The organism is Anaerotruncus sp. 80 (assembly GCF_009936115.1).
GTDB classification, from domain to species: Bacteria; Bacillota; Clostridia; order Peptostreptococcales; family Anaerovoracaceae; genus Senimuribacter; species Senimuribacter intestinalis.
In genome coordinates, this window is record NZ_QWES01000005.1 from 40,250 (window position 1) to 59,665 (window position 19,416).

The 19,416-nt window shown below is 44.7% G+C and carries 15 protein-coding genes; 9 read left to right on the top strand and 6 right to left on the bottom strand.

What is annotated here, in order from left to right; translation table 11 throughout:
• Positions 1 to 156: 156 nt before the first annotated feature.
• The gene (locus D1155_RS03990) at positions 157 to 1,890 is read left to right on the top strand and encodes an ABC transporter ATP-binding protein (protein WP_160201113.1); all 1,734 of its coding nucleotides are present in this window, start codon (positions 157 to 159) and stop codon (positions 1,888 to 1,890) included.
• Positions 1,891 to 2,214: 324 nt separating this feature from the next.
• Here the strand turns inward: D1155_RS03990 and D1155_RS03995 are convergent, their stop codons facing one another.
• From D1155_RS03995 to ilvB, 6 genes are all read right to left on the bottom strand, one after another.
• Positions 2,215 to 2,997 (bottom strand): hypothetical protein, encoded by a 783-nt coding sequence (locus D1155_RS03995; RefSeq protein ID WP_160201114.1) that lies wholly within the window; start codon positions 2,995 to 2,997, stop codon positions 2,215 to 2,217.
• A gap of 152 nt (positions 2,998 to 3,149) precedes the next feature.
• The gene (ilvA, locus tag D1155_RS04000; protein ID WP_160201115.1) at positions 3,150 to 4,361 is read right to left on the bottom strand and encodes a threonine ammonia-lyase; all 1,212 of its coding nucleotides are present in this window, start codon (positions 4,359 to 4,361) and stop codon (positions 3,150 to 3,152) included.
• 495 nt (positions 4,362 to 4,856) lie between these two features.
• Entirely contained in the window at positions 4,857 to 6,527 is a 1,671-nt protein-coding gene (ilvD, locus tag D1155_RS04005) for a dihydroxy-acid dehydratase (RefSeq protein WP_160201116.1), read from the bottom strand.
• A gap of 18 nt (positions 6,528 to 6,545) precedes the next feature.
• Positions 6,546 to 7,541, bottom strand: coding sequence for a ketol-acid reductoisomerase (gene ilvC, locus D1155_RS04010; protein ID WP_160201117.1), 996 nt, complete (start codon positions 7,539 to 7,541; stop codon positions 6,546 to 6,548).
• Positions 7,542 to 7,562: 21 nt separating this feature from the next.
• Complete coding sequence (ilvN, locus tag D1155_RS04015) at positions 7,563 to 8,069, bottom strand: acetolactate synthase small subunit (RefSeq protein WP_160201118.1); 507 nt, start codon at positions 8,067 to 8,069, stop codon at positions 7,563 to 7,565.
• A 12-nt stretch (positions 8,070 to 8,081) separates the two neighbouring features.
• Complete coding sequence (ilvB, locus tag D1155_RS04020; protein WP_160201119.1) at positions 8,082 to 9,743, bottom strand: biosynthetic-type acetolactate synthase large subunit; 1,662 nt, start codon at positions 9,741 to 9,743, stop codon at positions 8,082 to 8,084.
• 511 nt (positions 9,744 to 10,254) lie between these two features.
• Between ilvB and D1155_RS04025 the strand changes: the two genes are divergently transcribed.
• The 8 genes from D1155_RS04025 to D1155_RS04060 all read left to right on the top strand — a co-directional run bounded on the left by D1155_RS04025 (position 10,255) and on the right by D1155_RS04060 (position 19,366).
• Positions 10,255 to 11,964, top strand: coding sequence for a 2-isopropylmalate synthase (locus D1155_RS04025; RefSeq protein ID WP_160201120.1), 1,710 nt, complete (start codon positions 10,255 to 10,257; stop codon positions 11,962 to 11,964).
• A 269-nt stretch (positions 11,965 to 12,233) separates the two neighbouring features.
• A complete protein-coding gene (leuC, locus tag D1155_RS04030) occupies positions 12,234 to 13,514 on the top strand; it encodes a 3-isopropylmalate dehydratase large subunit (protein ID WP_160201121.1) in 1,281 nt (426 codons plus the stop codon).
• Positions 13,514 to 14,002: a 3-isopropylmalate dehydratase small subunit gene (gene leuD, locus D1155_RS04035; RefSeq protein WP_160201122.1), complete on the top strand. Its 489-nt coding sequence runs from the start codon at positions 13,514 to 13,516 to the stop codon at positions 14,000 to 14,002. Before leuC ends, leuD begins: the two co-directional genes overlap by 1 nt.
• Positions 14,003 to 14,017: 15 nt before the next feature.
• Positions 14,018 to 15,088: a 3-isopropylmalate dehydrogenase gene (leuB, locus tag D1155_RS04040; RefSeq protein ID WP_160201123.1), complete on the top strand. Its 1,071-nt coding sequence runs from the start codon at positions 14,018 to 14,020 to the stop codon at positions 15,086 to 15,088.
• A 266-nt stretch (positions 15,089 to 15,354) separates the two neighbouring features.
• Positions 15,355 to 16,062 (top strand): GDSL-type esterase/lipase family protein, encoded by a 708-nt coding sequence (locus D1155_RS04045; protein WP_160201124.1) that lies wholly within the window; start codon positions 15,355 to 15,357, stop codon positions 16,060 to 16,062.
• The gene (locus D1155_RS04050) at positions 16,062 to 16,523 is read left to right on the top strand and encodes a DUF4358 domain-containing protein (RefSeq protein ID WP_160201125.1); all 462 of its coding nucleotides are present in this window, start codon (positions 16,062 to 16,064) and stop codon (positions 16,521 to 16,523) included. The genes D1155_RS04045 and D1155_RS04050 overlap by 1 nt, the downstream gene beginning before the upstream one ends.
• On the top strand, positions 16,510 to 17,904 hold the full coding sequence (locus D1155_RS04055) for an MBOAT family protein (RefSeq protein WP_160201126.1): 1,395 nt from the start codon (positions 16,510 to 16,512) through the stop codon (positions 17,902 to 17,904). Before D1155_RS04050 ends, D1155_RS04055 begins: the two co-directional genes overlap by 14 nt.
• A gap of 313 nt (positions 17,905 to 18,217) precedes the next feature.
• Entirely contained in the window at positions 18,218 to 19,366 is a 1,149-nt protein-coding gene (locus D1155_RS04060) for a DHHW family protein (protein WP_160201127.1), read from the top strand.
• Positions 19,367 to 19,416: the final 50 nt, after the last annotated feature.

Below are 19,416 nucleotides of genomic sequence, written 5' to 3' on the forward strand. Positions count from 1 at the left end.
CTAATTCCCTTTTGCACTTTCATTATACAGTCTGACTTTGTAGAAAACGATAAAATTATGTGTGCATTTTGTGAGTAAAATCTTGCGAAATTATTACAAATAGTGGTATCATACTATTAGTGACTTTAATATACCAGAAGCATTTGGAGGAAATACATGATTAGAAAGTTTGCAAAATACTATAAACCTCATTTACGTCTGTTCACGCTGGACATGGTATGTGCTTTTATTGTGGCGTGCTGCGACCTGTTTTACCCAGTCATCGCCAAGAATATTATCAACGACTATGTGCCAAATCAGAACATCCACCTCTTCGTCGTTTGGGCGATTGTTCTGCTCTGCATTTACGTGCTGAAAGCATTTCTCAACTACATCATTCAATACTGGGGGCATATCGTCGGCGTCAGAATTCAAGGAGACATGCGCCGTGAGCTGTTTCGTCACCTGCAAAAGCTTCCCTTCTCATTCTTCGACGAAAACAAAACTGGCGTCATCATGAGCCGAATGATTAACGACTTATTCGAGGTATCTGAACTTGCCCACCACGGTCCAGAGAACCTGTTTCTGTCGCTGATTATCCTAATTGGTGCTTTCATCATGCTGGCACAGATCAGTCTACCGCTGACGCTGATTACCTTTGCCGTGCTGCCATTTATGATTTTCTTCGCCTTTAAAACCAGAACCATGATGAATAAGGCTTTCAGCGAAACCCGTGTCAAAACTGCAGAAATCAACGCTAATGTGGAAACCGCCATCGCTGGCATCCGTGTTTCCAAAGCTTACACCGCAGACGAACACGAAAATAAAAAATTCAACGTCGCCAACGAAAATCTAAAACGTTCCCGTTCCGGCGCCTACAAAGCCATGGGTATTTTTCACTCTGGCATGACACTGTTTATGGACCTCCTCTATCTGGTAGTGCTTTCCTCAGGCGGACTCTTTTTCTTCTATGGAAAAATCAATGCCGGCGAGTTTGCCGCATTCCTGCTTTACATTTCTATGTTCCTGAATCCTGTCAATAAACTGGTTTCTTTCTATGAACAACTACAGGAAGGAATGACGGGCTTCCGCAGGTTTTGTGAAATCATGGCGATTGATGAAGAAGAAAGTGACAGCACAGATTTACTTCACCCTGACCATCTGGACGGTAATATCTGTTTCGAAAACGTTACCTTTAGCTACGAAAACAGCGACAAGGAAGGCGAAGCACCGCCTGTTATCAAAAATCTCACCATGGATATCAAAAAAGGACGCACCCTTGCCCTGGTTGGTCCATCCGGCAGCGGTAAAACTACCATGTGCCATCTGATTCCAAGATTTTACGATGTAGATTCAGGTCGAATCACTATAGACGGCATTGATATCACAAAAATTTCCCGTTACGATCTTAGAAAAAATATCGGTATGGTTGCACAAGACGTCTTCCTGTTCAACGGTACGATACGTGAAAATATCGCCTACGGCAACTTAGATGCCACCGATGAAGAAATCATCGAAGCTGCAAAAAAAGCCAACATTCACGACTACATCCTAACCATGGAAGATGGCTATGATACCCAGGTTGGAGAGCGTGGCATCAAACTATCCGGCGGTCAAAAGCAGAGAATTTCCATCGCCCGCGTATTCCTGAAAAATCCACCGATTCTGATTCTTGATGAAGCGACTTCCGCCCTGGATAACGCTACAGAAATGCTGATTCAAAAGTCTCTGGAAGAACTCGGCCGCGGCAGAACCTCTGTCATCGTCGCCCACCGCCTGTCTACCATAAAAAGTGCAGATGAAATCATCGTTCTCACAGCTAACGGTATTACTGAGCGCGGCAGTCACGACGAGCTGGTAGCTGCTGGCGGCATGTATGCAGAACTTTATCAGTATCAGTTTAGGGAATAGCTCTTCCCATTATTGCAATCATCGAAAGTTGTGTAAATGTATCTGTTTATACAAACATTTACACAACTTTTTTCTATTTCTATGAACAATGTTGTGCAGACTGTTCTTTTTTAGCCAATATGCACAACTTTATTTCGCTTACATCTTTAAGAGTTGTGCATAGGTTAATAGACCTCACTATTTTACACAACAGCTGCACGAATTTACTATGTAAAGATTATTTCCGGGCTAAAAAGTTGTGCTAATTTAGTGTATTATTAACTGTCTACAAAACTCTTCTCTGATTAAACTCACAAAAGTTGTGTATCATCTCTACATATCTCTTTACCTGCAAAACTCTTCAATAATCTTGTCTATGAGCTGCGTATTAATATTCCCGTATATATCTTCAAAAGTAAAAATAATATCTTCCCACGGCTTGAATCCGTTCTCTAAGTAAAACTTAACTTTCCACATGACATCTTCCATATATTCAGCGTTTCCTATCATTCCAAAATGCTCAAGAAGCTTAATACGATTTTCACTTTTTACTAAAATCCTAAAGTCAGGAACAATTATTTTTCCATTAATTTTTATGACTTCTTCATACCTATATTCGATTTTCTTTGTAAAGAAAATATTTGAAATAATGGCTTCAGATTTTGATCTGACAAAATCACCTTTTAAAGTCTGATGAACCAAATGTTCTGAGTATTTCTGACTTCTTTCATATTTACTACTACCCCAGCTAGAAGAATTTTGTTTGCTTAAATTAAAATAATCGATTGGCATTTCTCTATAAGCTTTCGGTGACTGTGTCATCATTTCTTCTAAGTTTATCGATATGTACTCCTGTCCTATTTTCTGAAGAAGCTTCTGATTTGAATCAATTCTCTTCAGTGATTCTTCTAAATAGTATCGTTTCTGTAAATCTTTTACTACTTCATTTTCTCCACTGCCCAAATACTTCCGCTCTCCATTTGACAGGTGAAAATAGTAAGGCTTTCCTTTTACAGTATTAACCGAAAGTTTTCCTTCCGGTAAACGCTTCAACTCTTTCCGATAACGCTTTGCAAGCTCGCTTTGATATTCTAGTTCTTTTTCTGCATATAATTTACTATTATACAATATATTACCATCTCCTTCCTGTTATAATTTTCACTATACTGCTGTTGTATGGGGAAATCAATGGTAATTTTCAATCTGCCTACAAGTTTTATTCATAAAAAAACTGCGCACTTGCTTTTGAAACAAATGCGCAATCCTTCTTTTTCACGTTTTTACATCATTACGCTTATGACTTTTGGATTATATCCGCCAGCAGCCAGCGCTTCAATGATTTTTTTCTTATGGTCAGGACCGAATGCCTCAATGGTAATTTTCAGTTCCACTGCCGCATTTCTATTGGTGCTGACAAACTGATTATGATCCAGTCTGATAACATTGCCCTGCTCTTTGGCGATAATACTTGCTACATTAACGAGCTCACCTGGCTTGTCCGGCAAAAGCGTAGATACGGAAAAGATTCGCTCTCTATGAATCAGTCCGTGCTGTACTACCGAAGACATGGTTATAATGTCCATATTGCCACCGCTGAGAATGGAAACAATTTTCTTTCCTTTTACCTTCAGGTGCTTCAGTGCAGCCACCGTCAAAAGTCCGGAGTTTTCTACAACCATCTTGTGATTTTCTACCATATCCAGGAAAGCTACCACCAATTCATCGTCCTCTACTGTAATGATATCATCGATGTTTTCTTTAAGGTAAGGAAAAATACTGACACCCGGCGTTTTCACAGCTGTACCGTCAGCAATTGTACTGATTGTAGGCAGAGTTACTGGCTCACCAGCTTTCAGCGAAGCCTGCAGGCAGTTTGCACCTGCCGGTTCAACGGCAATAACTTTAATCTTTGGATTTAGCATTTTAGCCAGCGTTGATACGCCAGTCGCAAGACCGCCGCCGCCAACAGGAACTAGGATATAATCCACTAAAGGCAATTCTTTAATGATTTCCATAGCGATGGTTCCTTGACCTGTTGCTACTACTGGATCATCAAAGGGATGAATAAAAGTATATCCCTTCTCCTCCGCCAGCTGCTTTGCATGGGCCGCAGCCTCGTCGTAAACATCACCGTAGAGAACCACTTCCGCGCCATAGCTCTTTGTACGGTTCACTTTCATCAAAGGCGTAGTAGTCGGCATAACGATAACCGCTTTACAGCCATAAGCCTTTGCCGCATAAGCAACCCCCTGGGCATGATTGCCAGCAGAAGCTGTAATCAACCCCTTTGCACGTTCTTCGTCTGTTAATGTACTAATTTTATAATACGCGCCTCGAATTTTGTATGCACCGGTCACCTGCATATTTTCCGGCTTCAAATAGACTTTATTTCCGGTCTGTTCACTGAAATAGTCACTGTAAAGCAAATTAGTCGCTACCGCAACTTTCTTTACGACCTCCGTCGCCTGCTCAAATTTATCTAACGTTAACATCTTCTGTTTTCCTTTCCAAAAAATCTCTAGGAATTATTATACTCCTTGTGTGTATGCACTGCAAGGAAAAACTGTATTCCGTCACGGCAAGCCTGTGAAAAATGGTCATCGTGATTTCTGCTCGAATTCATATGTAAAGCAGCCACTTTATTGCCAATATTGACAGAAATCAAAAAAAGTGTCAATCCTGTCAATGTTTTTACGGTGAAACATTGACAAAATTGACAGATTCTCGTTTTTTTGTCAACATTGGCAATATTTAAGCCATCCTAGGTAAGAATTCAGCCTGTTTATTGACAAAATCTCGTAAATTAACGAAATTTGTCAATATAAAATAAAAAAAAGCGTTCATGCCTTCCCGTGTTCCATACCACAGATACCAATCCCACCTTTCCATAAAGTAAAACTTTGGGATGGGTGTCCAGAAACCTTGTTGCCCCGGACAATCACAACAGGGTCATTGCTTCTGCAACAACCCCGTTATTATCAATCAGGTTAGTCTTCCAGCATGACTGCACCCTTGTTGGACGGTGCAACCATCTTGGAATATCTGTAAAGCCAGCCGCTCTTTACGTTCGGCTCGCGCGGCACATAAGTTTCACGCCGTTTTGCAAATTCTTCCTCTGAAACTTTCGCATTAACACTGGAGTTTGGAATATCAATTTCGATGATATCGCCTTCCTTAAGCAGTCCGATTTCGCCGTCGCTGGCAGCTTCCGGACAAACGTGACCGATAGAAGCACCACGGCTTGCACCGCTGAATCTACCGTCTGTAATCAGTGCTACGGTTTTATCCAGCTTCATCCCGGCAAGGGCACTGGTCGGATTGAGCATTTCCCGCATGCCCGGACCGCCCTTTGGACCCTCATAGCGGATTACGACTACGTCGCCGTCTACAATCTTTCCGTTGTAAATTGCATCAATCGCGTCTTCTTCACAGTCAAAAACTCTTGCCGGACCACTGTGGGTCAGCATTTCCGGTGCGACTGCACTTTTCTTAACAACACAGCCGTCCTTTGCGATGTTGCCCCAAAGAATAGCAAGTCCGCCTGTTTCGCTGTACGGATTGTCAGAAGGACGCATTGCGCCCGAATCCAGCGAACCTTTTCCTTCAATATTTTCACCTACGGTTTTTCCGTTTGCGGTCAAAAGTGTCGTATCGATGAGACCTTTTTTGGAAAGTTCAGCAAGAACACCCTGCACACCGCCTGCGTTATTCAGGTCATGCATGTGTGTGCCGCCAGCAGGCGCCAGATGACACAGATTCGGTGTCTTTGCACTCATTTCGTTGAACAACTCCAGATTCAGTTCTACCCCTGCTTCGTGAGCAATTGCCAAAAGGTGCAATACGCTGTTTGAAGAACAGCCCAGCGCCATATCGCAGGCAAGAGCGTTTCTGATTGCCTTTTCGTTTACAATATCTCTGGCCTTAATATCTTTTTCAACCAGGTTCATGATTGCCATACCTGCGTGCTTTGCAATCATCATTCTGCCGCTGTGTACAGCCGGAACTGTGCCGTTGCCCGGCAGTGCGATGCCCAGCGCTTCGCATAGACAGTTCATGCTGTTTGCCGTATACATACCGGAGCAGGAACCGCAGCCCGGACAGGTATTCTGTTCAAATTCCAGCAGCCCTTCATCATCGATGATATCCGCTTTGCGAGCGCCGACTGCCTCAAACATCTTGGAAAGAGATGTCTCTACACCGCCTACAAGTCCGCTCATCATAGGACCTCCGGAGCAAACCACAGCTGGAATGTTCAGACGCAGTGCGCCCATCAGCATGCCTGGTACGATTTTGTCGCAGTTCGGAACCAAAACCAGACCATCAAACTGATGCGCATTTGCCATAGTTTCTACGCTGTCTGCAATCAGTTCCCGGCTTGCCAGAGAATATTTCATACCGATATGCCCCATAGCAATACCATCACAAACACCGATAGCAGGCACCATAATCGGTGTGCCACCTGCCATTCTGACACCAGCTTTTACTGCTTCGGTCACTTTATCTAAATGCATATGTCCGGGAACTATCTCACTGTGTGCAGAAACCACACCGATCAGCGGACGTTCCAGTTCTTCTTTCGTGTAACCCATAGCATAAAAAAGGCTTCGCATCGGAGCCTTTTCTACGCCTTTGGTTACGTTATCACTTCTTCTTGACATAATAACTGTAACCTTTCTTTATTTCTTTAACCAGCTCATCATAGCACGGAGTTCAGCGCCAACCTTGCACAGCAGGTGGGAAGCCTCCATCTTTCTGGTTGCAAGGAATCTCGCTTTTCCACCAGCGTTGAATTCCTGAATAAATTCACTTGCGAAAGTACCGTCCTGAATTTCTCTGAGAACGTTTTTCATTTCTTTTCTGGTTTCGTCTGTAATCAGTCTTCTGCCGGTTCTGTAATCACCGTATTCAGCAGTGTTGGAGATGGAATATCTCATCTTATCGAAACCACCTTCGTTAATCAGGTCAACGATCAGCTTCATTTCGTGGATACATTCAAAGTAAGCCATTTCCGGTTCATATCCTGCTTCTACCAAAGTGTCAAAGCCAGCCTTCATCAGCTCAGTTACACCGCCGCACAGAACTGCCTGTTCACCGAAGAGGTCAGTTTCAGTTTCTTCTTTAAATGTAGTTTCCAAAATACCTGCTCTGCCAGCACCGATACCGCTTGCATAAGCCAGCGCATAATCTTTCGCTTTGCCGGAAGCATCCTGATAAACAGCAATCAGAGAAGGAACGCCCTTGCCTTCTACATACTGACTTCTTACAGTGTGTCCAGGTCCTTTTGGCGCAATCATGATAACATCGATGTCCTTAGCAGGAACGATCTGGTTAAAATGAATATTAAAGCCGTGAGCAAATGCGAGTACATTGCCTTCTTTCATGTGCTTTTCAATCTGTTCTTTATAAATCTTTGCCTGCAATTCGTCCGGTGTCAGCATCATAACGATATCGCCTGCTTCTGCAGCTTCTTCGATGCCCAAAACTTTGATTCCAGCAGCTTCAGCCTTTGCAGCATGAGCGGAACCCGGTCTCAAACCTACTACTACGTTCACACCGCTTTCGGCAAGGTTCATTGCATGTGCATGGCCTTGGCTTCCGAATCCGATAATGGCAACAGTTTTGCCGTCTAACAAACCTAAGTTACAATCCTGGTCATAATACTTCGTAATCATTTTTATCTATCTCCTTTAAAATTAATTATCTTTTTTTGCGGTATTGCCTTCAATGCCGGTAATACCAGTTCTGCAGACTTCCAGCACATTGTATTCAGCAATAACCTTCATAAACCCGTCGATTTTCTCCGGTGTTCCGGTCAACTCGATAATCATACTGTCTCTGGAAAGATCTACAATCTTGCCTCTGTAAATATCTACGATTTCCTTGATTCCAGCACGCTGTGCCGGTGCTGCTTCAACTTTCAGCAGCAGCAGTTCTCTATAAAGGCTGTATTCCTGATCTAAAATATAGATTTCTTTTACTACCTCCAGCTTTTCAGTCTGGGTGATAATCTGCTGCATAGACTGTTCAGTCGCACTGAATACGATGGTAATTCTGGACAGGGTCGGATCATTGGTTGCAGACACTGTCAAAGAATCAATATTAAATCCTCTTCTGCCGAAAAGGCTGACAACTTTCGTCAATACGTTTGCCTGATTCAGGACAAGAACGCTGACGATTTCTCTCTTTAATGGTTTATGCATTGCGTTCCCTCCCTAGTCAATAATCATATCTTCAACGGTTTTACCGTTTGGAATCATCGGAAGCACTCTTTCCTCTCTGGAAATGGTGCAGTCAATCCAAACCGGGCCTTCTTCCTTCAGAGCCTGCTCCATTGCGGCCTTCAGTTCTTCTACAGAATCCGCACGGAATCCCTTTGCGCCAAAGGCTTCTGCCAGTTTTACAAAGTCGGTCTTCCTTTCCGGTGTGGTGTTGGAATAACGCTTATCATAGAATAGAGTCTGCCACTGGTAAACCATACCCAGCACCTTGTTGTTCATGATTATGGTGATAATTGGCAAGTTCTGACTTACTGCAGTACATGCCTCATTCAGGTTCATATGGAAAGAACCGTCGCCTGTAATATGTATCACTCTGTCATTTGGACAAGCCAGCTTTGCACCGATTGCTGCGCCATAGCCAAAGCCCATGGTGCCCAGTCCGCCGCTTGTTAGGAACTTCTTCGCCTTATTATGTCTGATATACTGCGCTGACCACATCTGATGCTGACCTACGTCAGTTACATAAATGGTGTTTTCATCGGTCATATCGCAGAGAGTATCGATAATATCTTTCGGGTGCAGCTCGCATTCGCCGGATCTGACCACTTTTGCGGTATTTCTCCAAGTGAGAACCTCCTGGTGCCAGGACTCATGTTTCTGTGCCTTTACTTCAGGCAGTGCGCGAATCAAAAATTCCTTTACATCGCCGACACAGCACTTATCAATCATAACGTTCTTGTTGATTTCACTGCGGTCGATGTCAACCTGTACAATCTTTGCTCTGCGGCCGAATTTCTCTGGTGTCAAAGCTACACGGTCAGAGAATCTTGCTCCCAGTGTAATAACCAAATCAGCCTGGTCGATTGCTCTGTTTGCTGCTGCGGTTCCGTGCATACCTACAAGACCAAGATTCAGCTCATGGTCGTAGCCGATTACACCAGCCGCCATCAAGGTGTATGTCGCAGGAATATCTGCTTTCTCCAAAAATTCAACTACTTCCTTCTCTGCGCCTGAAGCAACTACACCGCCGCCAATATATGCAACCGGTCTTTCTGCCTCATTAACCATAGCAACAATTGCATCAATGTCTTCCTTGTCCATCTGCGGCACCGGTTTCAGCTGAAGCGGTGGTTTATTTGTATATTCAATGCTCGCAGCAGTTACGTCCTTCGTAATGTCCACGAGGACAGGACCCTTTCTCCCGCTGTTTGCAATCTTGAAAGCTTCTCGAAGTGCTGGTTCAAGATCTTCTATCCTGTTTACGAAGAAATTGTGCTTCGTAATAGGAAGCGTGACACCGGTAATACTGATTTCCTGGAATGCGTCTCTTCCGATTAAGGAATCGGCAACATTGGCTGTAATGGCAACCATTGGAATACTGTCCATAAATGCTGTCGCTATGCCGGTGACCAGATTGGTTGCCCCCGGTCCGCTAGTGGAAAAAACTACACCAGTTTTGCCTGTGGCTCTGGCATAGCCATCAGCCGCATGGGAAGCACCCTGTTCGTGGGCAGTGAGTACATGCTTAACCCTGTCGCTATACTTATAAAGTTCATCAAAGATATTCAGTGCAGTGCCGCCTGGATATCCAAATACAGTATCAACGCCATGATCGAGCAATACTTCTATCACCACTTGTGATCCTGTCAATTTCATACTCTCTCTCCTTTTCTTTAGAATCTTATGGGCATTCTTTCGCCCTTATATTATTATAGCCGCAAGTATGTAAATGTCAACACTTTTTTTCAATATTTTTTGTTGTAATCCAACAAAAAATATTTTCAATTATTTTGTGAAAACACAAATTTTACTGTTGACAATTATGACTTTATCCTTTATATTATTAAATAGCTGAAATTTACGTCTGCCAAGACGGGAATAAGCTATAATGTTGGTTTTGCAGAGAGCGGCGTTTGGTGAAAGTCCGTAAACCTTTTATAGTGTCTCACCCCCGAGCAGCGTTCAAAGAGTGGGCGCGCACTTTTCTACATTATATATAGAAAAAGCGTGTCAAAAAGAGTGGTACCGCGGAAACAAGGTTCTTACATCAATGTAACAAGTTTTCGTCTCTTTTGCGGTTTGGAACAATCGTCAAAAGAGACGATTTTTTATGCCCTAACCGCTAAGCTACTTTCCTACACTGATATACAAACGGAGGTATTACAACATGAAAAACTTTGAAAAGTACAGACCCGGCTACTTTACGCCGCCGATGGACATTTCTCAGATGGAATGGCCGAAAAAAGATCACATCGAAAAAGCGCCGATGTGGTGCAGCGTTGACCTACGCGATGGAAACCAGGCGCTGGTCGTTCCCATGAGCCTGGAAGAAAAATTGGATTTTTTCCAGTATTTGGTTTCCCTCGGCTTTAAAGAAATCGAAATTGGCTTCCCTGCCGCGTCCGAAACTGAATATGAATTCACCCGTACTCTGATTGAAAAGAATTTGATTCCCGACGACGTGACCGTACAGGTGCTGACTCAGTCCAGAAAGCACATCATCGACAAAACCTTTGAAGCCCTCCGCGGCGCAAAGAAAGCGATTGTACATTTATATAACTCCACTTCCTTTGCCCAAAGGCAGCAGGTGTTCCGGGCTTCCGAAGAAGAGATTATTCAAATTGCCAAAGATGGTGCAGTGCTGATGAATGAATACGCGACAAAATTCCCAGAGACGAAATTCCAATTCGAGTATTCTCCGGAAAGCTTTACAGGAACGGAAATTGAGTTCGCAGAACGAATCTGCAACGAAGTGATCGATATCTGGCAGCCGACAGCGAATAATAAAGTCATCATCAACCTGCCCGCTACTGTGCAGATGTCTATGCCGCACGTTTATGCGAACCAGATTGAATACATGAGCAAACATTTACATAACAGAGAAAACGTTCTCATCTCCCTGCACCCACACAACGACAGAGGCACCGGCGTTGCCGATGCTGAACTGGGGCTTTTGGCAGGCGGTGACAGAATTGAGGGTACCCTCTTCGGAAACGGTGAACGCACCGGCAATGTAGATATTATCACCATTGCCATGAATATGTTTACCCACGGTATCGATCCTTGTCTGGACTTTTCCAATATGCCAGAAGTTGTAGAGAAGTACGAAGAATATACCGGCATGCACGTTGATCCGCGTCAGCCTTACGGCGGCGAACTGGTCTTCGCGGCGTTCTCCGGCTCTCACCAGGATGCGATTTCCAAGGGCATGAAATGGAGAGAAGAAACAGATCCAAACAGATGGACGGTACCTTATCTGCCAATTGACCCCCATGATGTAGGCAGAGCCTACGACGGCGACGTCATCAGAATCAACAGCCAGTCCGGCAAAGGCGGCGTTGCCTATATTCTGGAACATAACTTCGGGTACGCAATTCCAAAGAATATGATGAGCGAAGTCGGCTACATGATGAAGGATATTTCCGACAAAAGCCACGAAGAACTTTCACCCGAAGAAATCTTTGAAGCGTTCAAGGCAGAATACATCAATGACTTTTCGCCGATCGACATTACAGATGCATCCTTCAGCCACTTCTCCTCTACTAAGGATGACAATGAAGTGTACGGCGTAAGAATGCGTGCTGTGATCGACGGACAAAGCTACAATCTGGAAGCAGAAGGAAACGGTCGTCTGGACGCGGTGAGCAATGCGCTTCGAAAGACCGAATATCACTTTGACTATAAGTTCATCACCTATTCAGAACATGCCATCAGCGCGGATTCCAATTCCAAAGCAGCTGCCTATGTCTGCATCGCTGATGAAAAAGACAACTACTACTGGGGCGTCGGTACCCATGCCGATATCATTCTCGCTTCCGTCAATGCACTGGTCAGCGCATTGAACAGAATGAACAAGCGAATTCATTTCGTGAAGTAATGAACAAGCGATGTAATTAACGATACAGTTCTTGAAGTTGTGCAGATTTGCGAAATACAAGCCATTTTGCACAACTATAAGGCTTACAAAGTTTCAAAAGTTGTGCATATCCCGCAAAATCAGAGCTATCTGCACAACCCAAACGAATCAAAGCGCTCAAAGGTTGTGCATTTCATGCAAATATAAGGCATTTTGCACAACGCAGCAAGAACCTGCACTTCACATCCGAAACCCCAACCCCATCAATTCCACAGGAGGTAATCAGAACAATGGGAATGACAATGACACAGAAAATTTTAGCAGCCCATGCCGGTCTCGACACTGTCGCGGCCGGTCAGCTGATCGAATGTAATCTGGACGTGGTAATGGCAAACGACATTACCGGTCCTATGGCGCTGCCGATCTTCCGGCAAATGGCGGATAAAGTCTTCGACAAGGACAAAGTCGTACTGGTTCCAGACCATTTCACGCCGAACAAAGATATCAAGTCAGCACAGAACGCCAGAGATATTCAGGACTTTTCCAGGCAGCAAGGTCTCACCCACCACATGGTGCAGGGAAAATGCGGCGTAGAACACGGTATTCTGCCTGAACAGGGTATCGTTTATGCCGGTCAGTGCATCATCGGCGCTGACTCTCACACCTGTACCTACGGCGCGCTGGGCGCATTCGGCACCGGCGTCGGTACCACTGACATCGCAAGAGGTATGGCAACAGGTCAGGCATGGTTCAAAGTCCCTACCGCAATCAAATTCATACTGAAAAACAAACCATCCCGCTATGTGACTGGCAAAGACATCATCCTGCACATCATCGGAAAAATCGGCGTAGACGGCGCTTTATATCAATCCATGGAATTTGTCGGCGACGGCACCTGCTACTTAACCATGGATGATCGTTTCACCATCTGCAACATGGCAATCGAAGCCGGCGCTAAAAACGGTATCTTCCCGGTCGACGAACAGACCATCGCTTACATGGAAGAACACGCACCGGGAAAAGACTACCAGATTTTCACAGCAGATGACGACGCAATCTATGAACAAACCATCGAAATCGACCTTGCTGAGATTAGACCGACCATAGCATTTCCGCACCTGCCGGGCAACGCCCACACCATCGACGAAGTCGAAGCCGGTGAAAAAATCATGATTGACCAGGTTGTCATCGGCTCCTGCACCAACGGTCGCATGAGCGATATGCGAAAAGCGGCGGCAATTCTGAAAGGAAAAACCGTGCACCCGGAAGTCCGCGTCATGGTCATCCCTGCTACTCAGAAAATCTTCCTGCAGTGTATGGAAGAAGGTCTTGCCAAGATTTTCGTAGAAGCAGGATGCGCCTTCAACACTCCTAGCTGCGGCGCCTGCATGGGCGGTCACATGGGTGTCATGTGCAAAGGCGAAAAATGCGTATCCACATCCAACAGAAACTTTGTGGGTCGTATGGGCGATGTGGAATCCCTGATTTACCTGGCTTCCCCAGAAGTTGCTGCAGCCAGCGCTCTGGCAGGCTATATCGCAAATCCTGAAAAGATTGGAGGAGAAAAATAATGGACGCAAAAGGCAAAGTTTTGAAATATGGTGATAACGTAGACACTGACGTCATCATTCCCGCAAGATACTTAAATTCCTTTGACGCAAAGGAACTGGCAACCCACGCGATGGTCGACATCGATCCAACCTTTGTGGAACGACTGGAACCTGGCGACATCATGGTCGCCGGTAAAAACTTCGGCTGCGGTTCTTCCAGAGAGCACGCCCCACTGGTACTAAAAACGGCGGGCGTCAGCTGCTTAATCGCAGAGAGTTTTGCAAGAATTTTCTATAGAAACGCCATCAATATCGGCTTTCCAATTCTGGAATGTGAAGAAGCCGCCAAAGACATCGCGGAAGGCGACGCCGTGGAAGTAGATTTTCAGACCGGCGTCATCTATAACCGGACCAAAGGCGCTGAGTATCAGTCACAGCCATTCCCGGAATTTTTGCAGAAAATGATTGGCGCAGGTGGTCTGGTTAATTATGTCAATTCCAACAAATAACAAGGAGAAAGATCAATGAATTATAAAATTGCTGTAGTCAAAGGCGACGGCATCGGACCTGAAGTCATCGCCGAGACGATAAAAGTATTAGATAAAATCGGAGAAAAGTTCGGGCACACCTTTGAATACACTTACGTCCTTGCCGGCGGAAACGCCATCGACGAAGCGGGTCAGTGCCTGCCTCCGGAGACCATTGAAATCTGCAAAAAATCTGACGCCGTCCTGCTGGGCGCTGTAGGCGGTCCTAAATGGGATCACCTGCCGGGTGACGAACGCCCGGAGCGAGCGCTTCTGGGACTTCGCAAAGCCCTGGGGCTCTTTGCCAACCTGCGCCCTGCCATGGTCTTTGATGAATTGGCTGATGCTTCCCCGCTGAAACCGGAGCTTTTGGCGGGCGGTCTTGATATCGCCGTGGTCAGAGAATTGACCGGCGGCATCTACTTTGGAAAAAAAGGCATCATCGAAAACACCGATTTAGGTCCTGCCGCTTACGACGTAGAACAATATGCCGAGGAAGAAGTACGCCGCATCGCGAAAGTCGCTTTTGATATGGCGATGAAGCGGGACAAAAAGGTAACCAGCGTCGATAAAGCCAACGTACTGGAAAGCTCTCGCCTCTGGAGACGGATTGTAGGTGAAGTCGCAAAAGAATATCCGGAAGTAGAACTGGAAAATTTCTATGTAGACAATGCCGCTATGCAGCTCGTGCGAAATCCGAAGCAGTTTGACGTCATCGTCACCAGCAACATCTTCGGCGATATTCTCTCCGACGAGGCAAGCCAGATCACCGGCTCCATCGGTATGCTGCCGTCGGCAAGTCTGGCGGAAGGCAATTTCGGCATGTACGAACCAGTCCACGGCTCTGCACCTGACATCGCAGGACAGAATCTGGCAAACCCGATTGCCACGATTCTCTCTGCCGCCATGATGCTGCGTTATACCTTCGGACTGACTGCCGAATCAGATACCATTGAAAACGCTGTCAAAAAATTCTTAGCCAAAGGATACAGAACACCGGACATTGCGGCAGGCGGTTCTTCTATCGGCACAAAAGAAGCCGGGGATTTGATTGCGCAACTGCTCTAGTTCACCCTTTTCGAAACTATCTATTTCTAAAAAGTCTCCTGGTGCAAGTCCCGCACTGCGGGACTTTTTTTTTCGTTTCACCAGGCTTAAGAATTATTAAGAAAAAATCCAACAAATTCCTATTGATTTTCCCTCCGGTTTTGCTATCATTATATATACATCTAATAATAAGGGGACTACACATCATGACAAAAGAAAAGAAAACAAATAGCAAAAAATTTTTGATTTTTATCATAGTCTTACTCCTTTTGGTAAGCCTATTTTTTATGCAATATTTTAAAAGCAACGAAAACGCTGCATACAGCGAAAAGAAAATCAGGACAAATATCTCTACCATTGCAACCTTTGATTATTCCAAGGTTACGACCATCGAGGCACAGATTAAAAATCTGGAAATTACAGAAGCCCACGGTACTTTTGATGTAACGGAAACACTTTCCAAAGACCAGTATAGAAAAATCTTCTCCACAAGCGCCATTCTCGGCGATTCTATCACTGAGGGGCTTGCTGACTACGGCTGGCTAGGAAATGAGCAGGTTTTCTGTAAAATCGGCGCGTCCATTATCAGCGGCGACGACCTATTCACGTCTGCCGCAAATACTTATCCAGGATTTGCATTCTGCTCTTTCGGCATGAATGACATGGGAAATTATAACGGCAATGCGGATGCATTTATTGAGAAATATACCACTCTGATTCAGGAATTTAAAAAAATCTCTCCAAATACAATCATTCTGGTTAATGGGATTACACCGCCGACCAAAAACGCAATTGCCTCTAATCCAATCCTGGGCAATTACAAGAAATTTAACAACGCTCTGAAACAGATGTGCAAGGATTTAAAATTAACCTATATTGACAATACTTATATCATAGAAGAACATCCTGAGTTTTATGCCGGCGACGGTATCCATGTCACAGCCGATTACTACCCGCTCTGGATGAACAATATGATTCTGAAGGCAGGCATATAATGATTAAAAAAGCAGTTTTCGTCCTAATTTTGATTTTATTTCTTGCCGGTGTCTATGAGAGCGCCGGTGCAAACGATATTCCCATGGAGGATATTGAAACACAACTGACCACAGCATGCGATATGACCCACATGACAAAGTGTGATAACCGAAATCTGATGCAGTTTTTTGGTCTGGATTATGAACAGTACGATTCTCACCTCTACTATAAAGGAAAAGAGGCGCTCAGCGTCGATGAAGTACTGATTGTAAAAGCCCATGAAAAATCTGATTTAGATGGGGTCAAAGATGCCGTCGAAAAACGCATCGCATCGCAAACCGCAACCTTTGATGGATACGGTCCTGCGCAGGTTGCGCTGCTTTCAGATGCCGTGATTATCACAAAAGGAAATTATTTATTTTACTGCACTGATCAACATGCAGAAAAATTTGGGGAGGTGTTCTGCGATGCTGTTCAGTAGTATCCTGTTTTTATTTTACTTTCTGCCGGTGACGTTGTTCATCTACACCATCGTCCCCCGCAGACTAAAAAATCCGGTTCTGCTCATTGCCAGCATTTTCTTCTATAGCTGGGGAGAGCCGATTTATGTGATCCTGATGCTGTTCAGCGCTGTCTTCAATTATCTTATGGCAATCGATATCAGGCGTGAACAGATTCATAACAAAACCGGAAAAAGCACACTGATTTTTACAGTTATCGTCAATCTGTTTATCCTGTGCTTTTTTAAATACTACGGCTTCCTCATGGACACCATAAACGACCTGCTTGGTACTGAAATCAAATATACAGCGCTAGCACTGCCCATCGGTATTTCTTTTTATACCTTTCAGGCACTTTCCTATATTTTCGATGTATACAGAGGCAACGTGCACGTACAGCGAAACCTGCTGCATTTTGCACTCTATCTTGCCCTCTTCCCGCAGCTGATTGCAGGTCCTATTGTCAAATACAAAGACATCGCACTACAGCTCAAGGAAAGAACCCTCACATTGGAAAAATTTGGAGAAGGTACACGCCGCTTTCTGATCGGACTTGGCAAAAAAGTCATTCTCGCCAATAATCTGGGGGCAATTCACGCTGCTGTGACTGCACTGCCCGACCAGCAAGTTTCTGTACTCACCTATTGGATCGGCATCATCTGTTATACTCTGCAGATTTACTTCGATTTCAGCGGCTATTCCGATATGGCAATCGGTCTTGGCAAAATGTTCGGATTTGAATTCTTAGAAAACTTCAATTACCCGTATATTTCCAAAACCGTTACCGAATTCTGGCGCAGATGGCATATGTCCCTATCGACCTGGTTCAGAGAGTATGTCTATATCCCGCTGGGCGGCAATCGTGTTTCTACAAAGCGGCATATTCTCAACTTGCTGATTGTATGGTCATTGACTGGACTCTGGCACGGCGCCAGCTGGAATTTCGTTGCATGGGGTCTTTACTATGGCTTCCTGCTGATTCTTGAGAAATATTTCCTGGGAAATCATTTAGAAAAATGTCCCGCCACTGTCCAGCATATCTATACGATGCTCATCGTCGCCATCGGCTGGGTCTTCTTCAGCAGTGAAACCTTAACCGGCGCACTGCAGTATCTGCAAGTGCTCTTCTGCGCAGGCGGTGTTCCCCTTGCAGATACTATGACGCTATACCTGCTGCGCACCAACTGGGTATTCCTGCTGCTTGGAATTCTCATTGCAACCCCAGAACCAATGAAGCAGTTTGAAATCCTGCGCAAACGAAATGGACTGCTCAGTACCCTGCTATTACTGGGACTCCTTGCCCTGTGCACTGCTTACCTAGTATTCAGCAGCTATAACCCGTTTCTGTATTTTAGGTTCTAATGGTTCCGTCCCAAGAGGACGAGCAATGGCGAAGTTCGATTGGTCTGACGGACCTTATGCTTTAAATCCCCAAGAAAGCAAGCCCACGGCGAAGCTTGATTGGCAGGATTTAGTCGTATAATGGTTCCGTCCCAAGAGGACGAGCAATGGCGAAGTTCGATTGGTCTGACGGACCTTATGCCTTAAATCCCCAAGAAAGCAAGCCCACAGCGAAGCTTGATTGGCAGGATTTAGTCGTATAATGGTTCCGTCCCAAGAGGACGAGCAAACTGCCAAACGGTAATATAAATTGCAAAAAAAAGGATTATCAATTATGAACAAAAAATTAACCGATACAATATTAGGGCTTTGTTTCATCGCTGTTCTTGCGGGGGTCTTCCTCTGCAATCTGTTCAGCAGTGATCAAAGTTTTTCAGAAGAAGAAAACAGAGTACTACAGGATAAACCGACATTCACCTTTTCTTCTTATGTGGAAGGTCGCTATGAAAAAAAACTGGAATCCTATGTCAACGACCAATTTCCTGCCAGAAATACGTTCATAAAAATCAAAACAGCATCTGACGTGACCTGCGGCAAGCTGGAATCAGGCGGCGTCTACCGCTGCAAAGATAACTACCTGATGGAATCTATCACGGAACCTTCAGAGCACTGGATGAAATCCACCCTCTCCAGTCTGACTCAGTTCAAACGCCAGTACAAAAAACTGAACATGTACTTTATGCTGGCGCCAAATGCCGCCAATATTCTGTGCGACAAATTGCCTGCAACCGTAATCACTGCAGATCAAAACCAATCCATTAATCAGTTTTATAAAGGAGTCGAAGAGTGCGGCATCAAGCCTATTGATGTGCGTTCCATCTTAACCAAAAACGCAAAGCAAAATACACAGCTCTACTATAGAACCGACCATCACTGGACCACCGACGGTGCGTTTCTCGCATATAAAGAAGCTGTTTCCATTATGAAACTGACCGATAATGTAAGCTATAAACGCTATGTCGTAAAAAACGATTTTCGCGGCACCCTGGCTTCCAAAAGCGGTTTCACCAACGGTCAAAATGACCCGCTAACCATTTACTTGCCAAATAAAGACAAAGATTACCATAATTCCGTCATTTACTATGCGGATACCAAAACGAAGACAACGGAGTTTTACCAGCTTGACAATCTGGATACCAAAGACGCTTATACCGTATTCGGCGGCAGCAACCATCCGATGTACACCATCAAAACCCCTACTGCCTCCGAAAAAAAATTACTGCTGGTCAAGGATTCTTACGCTAACAGCATGATTCCGTTCCTTGCACAGAATTTCCGCGAAATCGTCGTCGTCGATCCTCGCTATTTCTTTGATGATATCAACGATATCATTAAATCAGAAGGCATCACGGATGTACTATTCCTCTACAATGCCAATACCTTCTTTGCAGACAACTCGCTGGAAATGATGCTGACAGCGTAAATACGATAAATAAAAAGAACGCCCTGCATGTATGGACCACAGGGCGTTCT

What these genes read in the sequence shown, in the direction of transcription:
- D1155_RS03990 (WP_160201113.1), top strand. Translation starts at nt 157, where the DNA reads ATGATTAGAAAGTTTGCAAAATACTATAAACCTCATTTACGTCTGTTC.
- ilvA (WP_160201115.1), bottom strand. Translation starts at nt 4,361, where the DNA reads ATGTTAACGTTAGATAAATTTGAGCAGGCGACGGAGGTCGTAAAGAAA.
- ilvD (WP_160201116.1), bottom strand. Translation starts at nt 6,527, where the DNA reads ATGTCAAGAAGAAGTGATAACGTAACCAAAGGCGTAGAAAAGGCTCCG.
- ilvC (WP_160201117.1), bottom strand. Translation starts at nt 7,541, where the DNA reads ATGATTACGAAGTATTATGACCAGGATTGTAACTTAGGTTTGTTAGAC.
- ilvN (WP_160201118.1), bottom strand. Translation starts at nt 8,069, where the DNA reads ATGCATAAACCATTAAAGAGAGAAATCGTCAGCGTTCTTGTCCTGAAT.
- ilvB (WP_160201119.1), bottom strand. Translation starts at nt 9,743, where the DNA reads ATGAAATTGACAGGATCACAAGTGGTGATAGAAGTATTGCTCGATCAT.
- D1155_RS04025 (WP_160201120.1), top strand. Translation starts at nt 10,255, where the DNA reads ATGAAAAACTTTGAAAAGTACAGACCCGGCTACTTTACGCCGCCGATG.
- leuC (WP_160201121.1), top strand. Translation starts at nt 12,234, where the DNA reads ATGGGAATGACAATGACACAGAAAATTTTAGCAGCCCATGCCGGTCTC.
- leuD (WP_160201122.1), top strand. Translation starts at nt 13,514, where the DNA reads ATGGACGCAAAAGGCAAAGTTTTGAAATATGGTGATAACGTAGACACT.
- leuB (WP_160201123.1), top strand. Translation starts at nt 14,018, where the DNA reads ATGAATTATAAAATTGCTGTAGTCAAAGGCGACGGCATCGGACCTGAA.
- D1155_RS04045 (WP_160201124.1), top strand. Translation starts at nt 15,355, where the DNA reads ATGCAATATTTTAAAAGCAACGAAAACGCTGCATACAGCGAAAAGAAA.
- D1155_RS04050 (WP_160201125.1), top strand. Translation starts at nt 16,062, where the DNA reads ATGATTAAAAAAGCAGTTTTCGTCCTAATTTTGATTTTATTTCTTGCC.
- D1155_RS04055 (WP_160201126.1), top strand. Translation starts at nt 16,510, where the DNA reads ATGCTGTTCAGTAGTATCCTGTTTTTATTTTACTTTCTGCCGGTGACG.
- D1155_RS04060 (WP_160201127.1), top strand. Translation starts at nt 18,218, where the DNA reads ATGAACAAAAAATTAACCGATACAATATTAGGGCTTTGTTTCATCGCT.